The organism is Bacillus sp. 5B6 (assembly GCF_000259405.1).
Classification (GTDB): domain Bacteria; phylum Bacillota; class Bacilli; order Bacillales; family Bacillaceae; genus Bacillus; species Bacillus velezensis.
The window spans coordinates 1,684,708-1,697,439 of sequence record NZ_AJST01000001.1 but is presented as its reverse complement, the minus strand read 5'-3'; the positions used below and the strand labels follow the sequence as shown (position 1 = coordinate 1,697,439).

Below are 12,732 nucleotides of genomic sequence, written 5' to 3'. Positions count from 1 at the left end.
AAATACATATATTGTCATGAATTTTATCCGAATAAGATCTCTTCTTTTTTGAAAGCGTACACAAAAATAAAATCATGTCTGGTAATACTCCGACGATTTTTTCGCATCGGCTCCTCACATATGAGCTGAGCAAGTATGACAGCCGCCAGCCCGAGCACTGCCGCGAAATAAAATCCGGCCCTGAGCCCCAGCCAATCGTTAAAAAATCCCTCGACCAAAGGTCCTCCGAAAATACCGAGTGCATAAAGCGCCATCGGGCTGATGGTAAAAGGAATGATAAAAATAAAAACGGCTGCGAGTAAATAAAACAGCTTTAATGTTACCCAGTTTCCGCACCTGCGAACTAACGTTCCTATCACTAGCGGAGCCAGTGCGTGGGGAGTCATAAACGAAAAGACAACAAGCTGATTTCTTTCTCACTGACACCTATACGCAGCGCATATGCCGTTGTGAAGCTAAACATTTTCGTAAAAATCATGTCATGGGCTAAAATGGATAAAAACGAGATTTTCAGCAAGGACATATGCCCGGCTGCCTTCACCATACCGCTCAATGTAACAGGTATCTTTGCGGTCGTTTTCATTTCGCGAATCATGAAAGACAGGCAAAGACTGGCAAGACCGAGGCTGCGTCCTATCCTCATTCACTGACAACATAACCGCTCATGTCATCCCGGACAGCTGAGCTAACACGAGAATAAATGAGATCCAGCGCATGACTCCTTTCGTGTCATCCGCCGCAAAATAGCTCGCAAATAAAATGGTGAATATAACCCATGTAGATGAGAAAAAACCGCCTGATGAACAGACGGCTCTGCAGCTTGTTATTTGCTTCGGTTACCTGCGGAAGCATGAGTGATCCAATAATGCACAGTTAAAAATTTCAGTCCGAACAGCCACATATGATGAACGGCCTTCAGGCTTGTTTCGCTCTGGGCTGAAATAAGAAATGTCTCTGCCAGCGGAAGATGACACGCCCCCCATTTCGTTTGCAGATAAATCCCTTCATCACCCGCTCCGCTTTTTCGCCGTCTGCTTGTCAAAATAAGATTCTGATTACGCGCATAAGGTTTTAAAATGCCCGTCATTTGGCCGTACGGCAGCGGAAGAGAGATATTCATGTATCCTTCCCCTTTTGACCTGTACGCTGAATACAGCGCAGTAAAAACGGTTTCCTGCTTTTCATTTGTTCTGATCCACGCACGGACATTTTTTCTGCCATCTTTGTCAGAGTCAACTCCTAATCAATTGTCTCTTCATAAAAGGAAATAACGGCCGGCGCCAGTTTTTCAGTTGAAAAGTCTTCAGAATGCAGTTCTCTCAGCTGATCCAGAAGGCCGGTATAATGGATGTCATTTGCTGCATGAATATCAGTCAAAAATTCTTTGCCTATCGTTCTCTTCCCGTAAATACGGCTGAACGTTCTTTCACTGCCCTCATCAAACGGTCTCGGATTTTCCAACCTCCACCCCGCCAAAGCCGGCAGGATAACGCCGAATGCATTGACGGCCCCGTGAATCCAAATCATCTGGCTGATCGTGAGCGTTGCCTCCTCGCGGTAGACACCGTACGAATATATCAAAGAAAAAGCAATTGTGATCATTAACACAGCCGAAGAACTCCTGATCAAGACCCTTCCTGTTTTCGTAACAAACGGCCCCGTAAAGACGAGATATGCATTTACATACAGACCCGCCAGATACAGAGCGACAGCAATCACATCAAGTGTCTTTGAAAATGTAATCCCCAAGGCAATAAGGATCGGCGAAATCAAAATAATGACCGTGCTCCACTGGTAAAGTTCGCGTTTCTCCCGTATGATCCTGCCGAGCAATCCGTTAAAGATCGGAATGAGGAAAGCGGAATAGTGAAAGTGCACCGCCGTCAGCAGAACGATAAGCGGGCCGAAATTCATGACGGGAATCTCAAGGACATATGCGAAGAACCAGAATCCGCCCCCGGCCAAATAAATGAAACCCGCCATAACAGATATCTCTTCTGTTCTGTGAATATTTGTTTTCGTCAGCCGCCGGACAGCATACAGTGCCAGCCCAAGCGTATAAATGAGCCACACAAAGGCAAAAAAACTGAAGTCTGTGACAAGCGCAAGCACCGCACATAAAGCGGCAACAGGATAACTCCGTAACCACACATTCTTTAAGGTCTTTGACGGCCGAAAAGCAAAATCGAATACAGCGGGAACGAAAAAAAGTACGGAAAATAAAACAAACGTCTCAGCAGCTGATATATGCGGAGCTTCAGCCGCCGCAAATCCCAAAAAGCAAATCACGCATACCATGAGATGACGCTTCAGCATGTTTCTCCCTCTGTTTCCCGGAAAGTCCCCTGGTAAGAGAAAAGCGTGCCGAGTATCCGGTTTTTCACATGAACCTTTATGCTGAAGCAATTCATTTCTTCATCATAAGCCTCATAAACGGTTGAACTGCCGCACATCCATGCCGGAAGCGGGATTTTCTTTCCGCCTATCAGGAGCCACTGCCTTCCGGATGTAATAACAAGCCCTCCGTCTGAAGACGCTTCTAAATGCAGTTCAGACAGTAGGATGTGAGGTTTTCCGAAGTAATCAAGAATTCTGTTTTCCCGCTCATCATATTCCATGACTGCATCAAAAAAACGCGTTTTGCCTTTAAAGAAAAAGGTACGATTCCATTCCACGCCATTTTGCCTATTTTTGTTTTCGATAGTGAAAGGGATATCGTTTCCCCTCTCTGAGAAAAAACATCTGAAAAAAACACCTGTCTTTAAAAGCATTCTGACAAGAAAAGAACCTCCCTTTATTTCTGACATAACGCCTTCTCCGCAAAACGTGCGTGATTCGTCAAATCTGTACCGTTTCTGCAGCATCGGGTGCAGTGATTGATAATGAGTAATCGCTTTTTCATACATTGAATCCGTCATTTCACTTCTCTCTTTCGTTTTGTATGCCAGGCGCTCGGCAGCTTGAGATTAAGAATCATTGCGGCTATCGTAAGCACTCCTAATGAGATCACGAATCCGCCGCCGGAATATAGCAGTGCCGTTACACAAAAGAAGACTGACTGCCCGGCGTGAATCAGCCACTTTCTCCGCATGGGAATCAGCCATAATACCCCTAACCCTGTCTCCAGCGCTCCCCTCACGATCTCTGCATCGGCACAGCCATCATAAAAGCCTTGAAAAAAACCAATACAGACTGAATACGAGACACATAAAGACATAGACAAACCCGGAACGGACTGATATCTTCGGATGTCTGTTTTGTTCTATCCAAAGCCGCAACGCATCAAAACTCCATGCGGTAGCCCAGCTTAGCAGCGGACGAAATAAAAACCGGTCTATCCAACTTCCCGGCAGACCGCGGGCCGTTACATATTGATATTGAGTCAAAAATGCGGTTTGTCCGTTATCCCGCTCTATATACTTCCAGTAGCCCCTGCCTTCTTTTATAAGTGACAGCGGATGATCAGAGGCAAAAGCGAGCGAAGACACTCTTTCTGACGAGCGAGACCTTATGTCACCTATTGATTCGCCTGTGCCGGATACCTTCAGCCCAAAACCGATTCGTGTTTCATATAGAAATCTCTGCGGTTCATCTGGCAGCCTATGAAGATATGTAATGTCAGAAAAACGCAGATCCCATTCCTTATGAAGATGCGGGTTTTGCGTATATTCCCAAAGCGTTTCTATATCAGATGCAATATTGATTTCGACATATATCGGCTTCTGTTTCATGCCCCCTCCTCTTCCCTTCTTTTGTAAACAACTCCTATATTATCATAGGAACAGATCAAGCGGCAGAACGAAAAGGCCATCCCGTTATCGGCAGGACAGCCTCAGTGGCTTTGATGACTTATGAATAAGGTATCGTGTCTTTTTTATCTTTAGAAGCGGGTTGAATGATAATCGGACGCACGAAACAGATTACCGCAGCCGAGGCCAAAACGGCTAATCCGCCTGCAAGCAAAAACGCCCCGGAGAATGATCCGCTTTTGTCCGCGATAAAGCCGGTTAAAGCAGGCCCGATAATACCGGCCGTGTTTGCAAGAAAATGCATAAAGCCGCCGACTGACCCGACATTCCTTTGATCAACCACATCATGAATCACCGCCCAATAGATAGAGCCCGTTATATATAAAAAGAAAACTGATAAAGCAACGAGAATAACGGCACTTACGGTAGTGGTAACAAGTCCGGCAAATCCGATCAGTACAGCGGAAGCGAACAGACAAGTGACAAGAATGACTTTCCGTGAGAACAAAACCCCTTTTCCGGCGGTTTTTTTGAATACATAATCAGAAATCATTCCGCCTGCCGCCAAACCGATAAATCCAAGAATCCAAGGAATAACAGTCACCACGCTCATAAATTCAACACTTAAACCGCGTTCTTTCACCAGATAGCTCGGAAACCATGTTAAGAAGAAAAATAAGATGTAATTGTAGGCGAAAAAGGCAAAAGCCGTGAAGAGAATCGTTTTTTGTTTCAAATAAAAGGTCATCGGGATATGCTGCTCATGCGACTGAATCTCCGCTTTCATTGCCGGGGCGTCTTCCGTCGGCGCCGGCCGTTCTTTGACAAATTTAAACCAGATGACCGCCCAGACTAAACCGATGATCATGATCAGGACAAAGGAAACCTTCCAGCTGAACGCCACAGCAATCATCCCGACAATCGGGCCGGAAATCGCTCCGCCGAGCGGCGTGCCGCTGTTTGTCAGGCCGATGACCGTGGCGCGCTGAGACGGAGGAAACCAATTGTTGACCATTTTGCTTATGGCAGCCGACAGCGGCCCCTCCCCCATACCGAATAAAACACGGATAATCAAAAGACTTACAAATCCGAAAGCAAGCGCAACCGCTCCGCTGAAAAGAGACCAAACGATCATCGCCGTACACAATGTCAATTTAGCCCCGTACCGGTCAGATGCAACACCGCCGAGAAAGTTAAACACAGCGTATCCGACAGAAAAACTGCTGAAAATCAGCCCCATTTGGGTTGCCGACAATGTGAGATCCTGCTGTATGAACGGCGCTGCAATAGACAGCGCTGAGCGGTCTAAATAGTTAATCACCCCGGCTGAAAATAAAAGAAGAATAATAGGGAATCTATCCTTTGAGAACATAAAATCCCTCCCTCTTATTTCATAACATTCAGACATTTGAATTGCCGGAGTAAACCGGTTTATGCAATGAAACCGGTTATCCGGATTGTCTTGCGAGCAGCGCCGGTTTATAGCGGTGAATCCGTTTTTCACCGCCATCTTTTTCTTGTATCTGGCAAAGAAGAAGGCTTCCCGCTTTTCGCGCCATTTCTGCCGCAGGCTGAACGATCGTCGTAATCGGAGGAGTAAAAAAACCCGCAAAAGGAACTTCATCAATCCCGATGACGGCAGCCTTATCCGGAATTGTCATATCATGCTCCTTCATATACTTCAGCACCTCAACAAGAACGATATCGTTTGCCGCCAATATCGCTTTCGGAGGCTCATCAAGTGAGAACAGCTCTGACAAAACATTGGAAATATCAGCTGCATCGGCTGTTTTGATATATTCGTTCCGCACCATCATTCCGTGGCGGTCAAGCGCCTTCTTATACCCTTCAATCCTTTCTACCCTCGGACTGATTCCCCGTATAATGGACGTCGTAATAATCGCGATTCTCTTAATGCCGCTTTCGATAAACCGGTCAACGGCAAGACCGGCTGCATGATGATTATCAAGCATCACTGTCGGAATCCCGAGTTCTTCAATGGTTCTGTCCATAAACACGACCGGAAACGTATCGCGTTTCATCTTTTCATATAAAGAGAGATTTTCGCCCGTCGGAAAAATAATAATTCCGTCCACCTGCTTGGCCCGCAGCATTTCAATATATTTCTTTTCTTTTTCCGGTTCATCATCCGCATTGCAGACAATAATATGAAATCCTTGTTCATGAAAATAGTCTTCCACCGCCCTGATGACCTGAGTGGAAAAGGTGTGAAGAATATTAGCCACCACCACACCTACCGTAAATGTTGATTTCTGTTTTAAGCTGCGGGCGACGAAATTCGGCTGATAGTTCAGCTCTTGAATAGCCGCTTCTATTTTTTGTTTCGTTTTCTCGCTCATATAGTCATAGCGCTGATTTAAAAATTGAGATACGGTGCTTTTAGATACGTTTGCATATTTCGCCACATCAGAAATTGTAATGGTTTTCATAGACTCATCCCCGTCTGTCTTCATTTTTCACTAGTATAAGTCAGAAGTAAATAGTTTACAATCTGACAGGGACATGGATTCTGTCACACTCCGGAATAAGCCATAAAACCTCCGTCGACGGGAACTGTGACCCCGGTGACAAAGCCTGAGCATGAATCATCCGAAAGCCACAGGAGCGTTCCCAGAATGTCTTCCGGTTTCCCGAAACGTTTCATCGGTGTATGTGCCATAATCTTATTGGATCGGTCTGTCAGACTTCCATCTTCCTGTAATAACAACCCACGGTTTTGCGCAGTCAAAAAGAAACCCGGAGCGATGGCATTCACCCGCAGCCTTTTTTTTGCGAAATGAACAGCCATCCACATCGTAAAATTCTGAATCGCCGCCTTGGCCGCGCTGTAGGCGGGCACCTTTGTCATCGGTGTATACGCACTCATAGAAGAAATATTAATAATCGCGGGACATTCCGCCTTCAAAAGGTCTTTTCCAAACACTTGCGATGCCAGAAATGCACCGGTAAAGTTGGTTGAAAATACGCTTGAAAACCCCGTTTCGTCCATATCAAAAAATGATGTGCCCTGCTCATCCTCTTCATACGTCTCGCTGGCAGTGATCGCATCAGGGTGGTTTCCCCCGGCTCCGTTAATTAAAAGATTGACAGAACCGAACCGGCTGATAATCTCGTCTTTTGCCTTTTCGAGCGAATCACGGGCTGAAACATCAGCCGGTACAGAAACCGCGGTTCCTCCAGCGTCAGCAATCTCGCCCGCCGCACGCTCTGCTTTATCAGCATTCCGGCTGACGATCGCAATTTTCATCCCCTGCCGCGAAAGCTCCTTTGCCATTGCTGAACAGAGAACACCGCTCCCGCCTGTTATGACAGCGGTTCTTCCTGATAAACGTTCATGAATCGGTTTCATCTCTTCACCCCTTTCTCATGAGACGAGAACGCATCCCACAGTCCGTTCAAGTACATAATTCCTAAGGCACGATCATATAAACCATAACCCGGCCGGCATTGTTCGCCCCAGATATGACGGCCGTGATCAGGCCGTACATATCCTTTATAGTCTTGGCCGTGCAATTCTTTTACCACACCGGTAATATCAATGGACCCATCACTGGTAAGATGCGAAGTTTCCGTAAAATCACCGTTATCGCAGATTTTCACATTTCGTATATGGGCAAACGGCGCAGCTCCCGCATAGTGTTTGGCGATCTTCACCATATCATTGGCGGGATCCGCTCCCATCGAACCCGTGCATAACGTAATACAATTGGCGGGTGAATCTGAAATCTCTCGCAGCTTTTCATAACTTTTCTCACCGGTGATAATACGGGGCAGGCCAAAAATTGACCAGGGCGGATCATCCGGATGAATGGCCATTTGAATGCCGTGTTCCTCCGCTACAGGAAGAATTTCATGTAAAAAGAACTCAAGATTGGCCCAAAGCTGTTTTTCACCGACCGTTTGATAGGCCTCAAACAGTTCCTTGATCCGGGCCATTTTCTCCGGCTCCCACCCGGGAAGCGTCAAATCAGAAGATTCTTCAACCGTGCGGATGAGTTCCTCCGGAGGGAGACTTTCCACTTTCGCTTTTTCAAAAAACAAAGCGGTTGACCCATCCTCCAGCGCGCGGAACATATCGGTACGCGTCCAGTCAAATATCGGCATGAAATTGTAACAGATGACTTTCACGCCGAATTCGGACAGATTGCGAATGGTCTGTTTATAGTGCTCAATATATTGTCCGCGTTCTTCATGACCTAGTTTAATGGCTTCATGAACATTCACGCTTTCCACGACCTCTGCATGAAACCCATAGGATTGAATGTATCTGACTTCCGCTTCAATGTCCTCCTTTTCCCATACTTCGCCCGCGGGCTTCTGGTGAAGAGCCCAGACGATGCCTTTGACCCCGGGAATTTGTCTGACATGTTCAAGAGTCACCGTATCATTACCTTGGCCGTACCAGCGAAACGTGATATTCATGTTACACCCCCATATATTCGTTTTTTCGGCAGACGTATTCTTTGCTGAGGGATACGGCAGCTTCATAGCCGCCCTTTTGATATGCTTTTGTCAAGTCGCTCCCCACACCGACCGCGACCGCTCCGGCAGAGAGCCAGTCATTCATGCTGTTTAATGAGATACCCCCAGTCGGCATAATGCGGACATTCGGCAGAGGGCCGTTGACCGACTTGATAAATGAAGGGTCAAACGAATTAGCGGGGAACAGCTTTACCACATCACATCCGGCTTCGAGCGCCAAAGCCATATCAGACACGCTCATGCATCCCGGAAGATACGGTACGCTGTACTGGTTGCATAGAGATGCTATCTCTTTTACAAAATGAGAGCTGACGATAAATGAGGCGCCTGATAAAATGGCGTGTCTCGCCGTTTCTGTATCCATTACAGAGCCGGCTCCAAGAAGAATATTTTGATGCCGGAGTTCCTTAAAGACATCTTCCACTTCAGGAGTTGTGTATGTAAGCTCAATGGCGCTGATACCTCCTGAAATGGCCGCTTTTGAAACTTCAAGCGCCTCTTGGCTGTTTTGTCCCCTTATGACAGCCACCACTTGTGCATGCAGAAGTTTTTCGTAAATGGCGTACTTAGGCAGCATTCTCGCTCCTCCTTTAATCAAACGTAATGATTGCTTTTCCCACCTTGCCCGGGTGCTGTTCGATCAACTGAAATGCTTGATGGACGTCATCTGCAGAAAATGTATGTGTAATAAGACCGCCGTGCGTTAACAAGCCTCTATTCAGTAAGTCTGTAATGTACGGAAACTGATTCGTCTGCAATCTTGAACCGGTTATCGTGACTTCCTTTTTTGTGATCGGAAGCTGAGAAATGCCGGCAGTCCTCTCATCAAAACCAAGCACAACCACATGACCGGCCGGAGAAACCGCGTCAATGGACGTTTCAAACGTTGAGGGGAGACAGACGGCATCAATGACAACATTGGCGCCTTCATTTTCTGTCCATTCGTTCACCCGCAAAACGGGATCTTCTTTTTGCGCGTTGACGGTAACGTCCGCCCCGTTTTTTTCAGCGAATGCCAAGCGTTCATCATTCAAGTCGGTTATCATGACGGAAGCGCCTTTGAACTTTGCCATTTTTAATATGCAGATTCCGATCGGTCCCGCTCCCTGAATCAAAACGGTATCTTCCTTCTCGACACGGCCTCTCCAAACGGCCTGGGCGCCGATCGTATATGGTTCTGCCATGACCGCTTCCTCCCAGGGCAGATCGGGCGAAACGGCATGCAGCTGCTTTTCCGGAACCACGATATATTCCCGCATCCCGCCATCTTCATGAACGCCGAACACCGAAAGCGCTTTGCAGACGTTCGGACGTCCTTTCCGGCAGGCATAGCATGTTCCGCAATAAGATATCGGTTCAACCACTACGCGGTCACCCGGCTTGAAACGCCGGACATGAGAACCTGTCTTTGCGACTTCCCCTGTGACTTCATGTCCGATTACTCTCGGCAGGGACGCTAACGGATTTGTCCCATGATAAATATGCAAATCTGATCCGCAAATTCCGACCCGCTTCACCTTGACAAGAACATCATCCGCGTGGACAACAGACGGTTTCTCACATTCCGTCACCATCAGATCAAATGCTTTCCGTACTTGAACCGCTTTCATTTTCTCACCCGCTTTTTAAGTTGTGCTTGCTACCGTTCAATCACAGTCTCTTTGTTTACAAATGACAGAACCTCTTCTAGATAGGGAAGCCCTTCGTTGTCACCGGAAACTGTGGTGACGAGCGCACCGACCGCATTGGCAAACTCCAGACGTTTTTCCGGTTCAAAACCATGCAGATAACTGTACAGGTAGCCGGCATTAAAGCCGTCACCCGCTCCTACCGTGTCAACAGGCGCAACCGGGAAAGCCTCTTTGTGAATCCACTTATGATCATGATACAGCGCAGAACCTGATTCACCGTCTTTTATGACGAGCTGACTGATTGAATAGGTCTCTGCAAACCGGGCTAATGCTTCATTTTCTCCTATACCTGTCAGCTGTTTCATTTCGTCCCGGCCCGCCAGAAGAATATCAGTATGCGGAAAGATTTGATGAAATGCCGCACGCGCCTCCTCAATCGTCCACAGCTTCAGCCTGATATTCGGATCAAAAGATACGGGAATCCCTCTTGCTTTGGCGATGGAAAGCACTCTTTCAGCAATTTCAAGGTTTTTCTTATCAAGCGCGAGGAACACACCGGTAAGATGAACGATGTGAATGCCGGCAAACATATTCTCTGTTATATCTTCTGGTGCAAGAGTCAGAATTGGTGAACTGAAACGATAATAAAACGTCTTGCCTGAACCGTCATTTCTGATCTCTTTGACATTTAAAGATGTAGGAAAGCCTTCAACATAGGAGACGTCAGTCACATCAATTCCTTCTCCTCTGGCAAACTGATAAATCACTCTGCCGAACTCATCCTTCCCCAGTCTGCTGACCCACTTTGAGTGCAGATTCAATCTGGCGCATGCAATCGCAAAATTCAGTTCAGCTCCTCCTGCTTTTCGTTCAAAATGGGTAACAAAACGCAAAGGCCCTGTGCTTGCGGGATTTAAGGTGATCATCGCATCACCGATCGTAAAAATGCCATAATCAGAAGCCACATCAATACTCCTTTCTTTTAAGACTAAATCGGTTTGGTAAACCGGTTTAGTAAAACTTTATATGAAAACCCTTACACGAGCAAGAGGAAAATACAACAAATTCAAAAAAATCTATTTTCGGTAAAAATAACCCGGTTTTTCACATGAAAAAACCCCTCACAACAAAATGTAAAGGGGTTTTTTGAAAATTGTATGCATGTTTCCTTAGTTAGCAGTCTTACGTTCGGGGCTTGTATCTTCTTCTTCCGCCCATGTTTCAATATGCTTGAGCTCCGGGGTATTCTCCGCTTTGAATACAGGATCAAGACCTTTTTTGCGCTGAGCGGCATAATCCTTATAGATCTTGTAGGCTACATTACTCAGCAGTAAGATTGCCACTAAGTTAATGAGAGCCAACAGTCCCATAAACAAGTTTGCCATGTCCCAGACGATCTGGAAGTCAGCCAAACAGCCGTATACCACCATCACTACAACGAAGACGCGGTAAATATTAAGCCATGTTTTGCTTGTTTTAATAAATTCAATATTCGTTTCACCATAGTAATAGTTGCCGACGACAGAGCTGAATGCGAATAAAAACATCGCAATCGCAATAAATGTCGGGGCCCAGCCGCCGAGGTGGTGCTGCAGTGCGGCTTGTGTCACTTGGATGCCGTCGCCTTTAGGCGTAAAACTGTACAATAAAATGATAAAGGCAGTCGATGTACAAACGATAAATGTATCGAAAAACACGCCGAGCGTCTGAATTAATCCCTGCTTAGCCGGATGCGACACATGTGCAGCCGCTGCGGCATTCGGCGCGCTTCCCATACCCGCTTCGTTTGAAAACAGGCCGCGCTGCGCACCGATAATAATGATGCTTCCTAAGCTCCCGCCGACGATCTGTTCAAGACCAAACGCATTTTTCACAATCGTAACAAACAGCTCAGGTACCGCTGTAATATTTACAATCACGACATACAGCGCGATCAGAATATACATACCCGCCATGACCGGAACGATTAATTGCGAAACGGAAACAACACGTTTCAGACCGCCGAATATAATGAAAGCCGTTAATACAGCTAAAATGATTGCGATAACTGTTTTATTCACATGGAATGCTTCGTCAAACGCGACAGAAATCGTATTTGACTGCACGGCGTTAAAGATAAGTCCGAAAGAAACGGTAATCAATACGGCGAATAAAATACCGAGCCAGCGGGCGCCCAGTCCCTTTGCCATGTAATATGCCGGACCGCCGCGGAATTCGTCACCGGAACGCACTTTATACAGCTGCGCCAAGGTGCTTTCCACAAAGCTGGAAGCCATACCGACAATCGCTACGATCCACATCCAAAATACTGCGCCGGGACCGCCTGTTGCAATCGCCAGCGCGACGCCGGTCAAGTTTCCGGTTCCGACACGAGAAGCGGCTGAGATAAAGAATGCCTGCATTGAAGACACTCCTTTATTTCCTTGCGGCTTCTCCCCGACGATTCTGAACATTTCAATAAAGTATTGGAATTGAATAAAGCGAAAACGGAACGTAAAGTACAATCCGATCCCGACTAAAATATAAACAAGATACTTCCAAATAAAATCATTTGGAACATTTATGATTTCACTGATGAAAGCCTCCATGTTTAACCTCCCTTTTACATATCTTTTACTGTCATTTTTGCTGCATATGTTAGATCTTTTAACACAACGAGTATTATTATATCACAACAACAGTGGTTGAGAAGTTTTTTTAAGAAAATGTTTCGGTTTCTTCATCACGTCTTTTGCTGTCATGTTCCGTGTTTTTTATCTTACAGCCCTGAAAAATGTTGTCACGTCATAAGGAATGCGTGCATATCATAACAAATAGGTCTTTAAGAAAAAAGAGATGAAAAGATGGAT

11 protein-coding genes and 2 pseudogenes are annotated in these 12,732 nt (G+C 46.2%); 1 reads left to right on the top strand and 12 read right to left on the bottom strand.

Features of this window, described 5'->3' with window-relative positions:
• Positions 1-23 precede the first annotated feature (23 nt).
• On the bottom strand, positions 24-359 hold the full coding sequence (locus MY7_RS08040; protein ID WP_029325935.1) for a hypothetical protein: 336 nt from the start codon (positions 357-359) through the stop codon (positions 24-26).
• 15 nt (positions 360-374) lie between these two features.
• Between MY7_RS08040 and MY7_RS19545 the strand changes: the two genes are divergently transcribed.
• The gene (locus MY7_RS19545) at positions 375-650 is read left to right on the top strand and encodes a hypothetical protein (protein WP_029325934.1); all 276 of its coding nucleotides are present in this window, start codon (positions 375-377) and stop codon (positions 648-650) included.
• Between the two features lie 173 nt (positions 651-823).
• Here the strand turns inward: MY7_RS19545 and MY7_RS08030 are convergent.
• The 11 genes and pseudogenes from MY7_RS08030 to MY7_RS07980 all read right to left on the bottom strand — a co-directional run bounded on the left by MY7_RS08030 (position 824) and on the right by MY7_RS07980 (position 12,471).
• Positions 824-2,316: pseudogene (locus tag MY7_RS08030) on the bottom strand (YndJ family protein).
• Complete coding sequence (locus MY7_RS08025) at positions 2,310-2,918, bottom strand: DUF4166 domain-containing protein (RefSeq protein ID WP_007611793.1); 609 nt, start codon at positions 2,916-2,918, stop codon at positions 2,310-2,312. Before MY7_RS08025 ends, MY7_RS08030 begins: the two are co-directional and overlap by 7 nt.
• Positions 2,915-3,731, bottom strand: a pseudogene (locus MY7_RS08020) (hypothetical protein). The gene MY7_RS08025 and the pseudogene MY7_RS08020 overlap by 4 nt, the downstream one beginning before the upstream one ends.
• Positions 3,732-3,849: 118 nt before the next feature.
• Positions 3,850-5,121, bottom strand: a complete 1,272-nt coding sequence (locus MY7_RS08015; protein WP_029325933.1) for an MFS transporter — start codon at positions 5,119-5,121, stop codon at positions 3,850-3,852.
• A gap of 76 nt (positions 5,122-5,197) precedes the next feature.
• Positions 5,198-6,199, bottom strand: a complete 1,002-nt coding sequence (locus tag MY7_RS08010) for a substrate-binding domain-containing protein (protein WP_029325932.1) — start codon at positions 6,197-6,199, stop codon at positions 5,198-5,200.
• An 83-nt stretch (positions 6,200-6,282) separates the two neighbouring features.
• On the bottom strand, positions 6,283-7,119 hold the full coding sequence (locus MY7_RS08005) for an SDR family oxidoreductase (RefSeq protein WP_007611789.1): 837 nt from the start codon (positions 7,117-7,119) through the stop codon (positions 6,283-6,285).
• Complete coding sequence (gene uxuA, locus MY7_RS08000) at positions 7,116-8,192, bottom strand: mannonate dehydratase (RefSeq protein ID WP_007611787.1); 1,077 nt, start codon at positions 8,190-8,192, stop codon at positions 7,116-7,118. Before uxuA ends, MY7_RS08005 begins: the two co-directional genes overlap by 4 nt.
• Position 8,193: 1 nt before the next feature.
• The gene (locus MY7_RS07995; RefSeq protein ID WP_029325931.1) at positions 8,194-8,829 is read right to left on the bottom strand and encodes a bifunctional 2-keto-4-hydroxyglutarate aldolase/2-keto-3-deoxy-6-phosphogluconate aldolase; all 636 of its coding nucleotides are present in this window, start codon (positions 8,827-8,829) and stop codon (positions 8,194-8,196) included.
• A gap of 13 nt (positions 8,830-8,842) precedes the next feature.
• Positions 8,843-9,862, bottom strand: coding sequence for a zinc-binding alcohol dehydrogenase family protein (locus MY7_RS07990; protein WP_007611783.1), 1,020 nt, complete (start codon positions 9,860-9,862; stop codon positions 8,843-8,845).
• Positions 9,863-9,891: 29 nt separating this feature from the next.
• Positions 9,892-10,848 (bottom strand): sugar kinase, encoded by a 957-nt coding sequence (locus MY7_RS07985; RefSeq protein ID WP_007611781.1) that lies wholly within the window; start codon positions 10,846-10,848, stop codon positions 9,892-9,894.
• A 204-nt stretch (positions 10,849-11,052) separates the two neighbouring features.
• Positions 11,053-12,471 (bottom strand): alanine/glycine:cation symporter family protein, encoded by a 1,419-nt coding sequence (locus tag MY7_RS07980; protein WP_007611779.1) that lies wholly within the window; start codon positions 12,469-12,471, stop codon positions 11,053-11,055.
• Positions 12,472-12,732 lie beyond the last annotated feature (261 nt).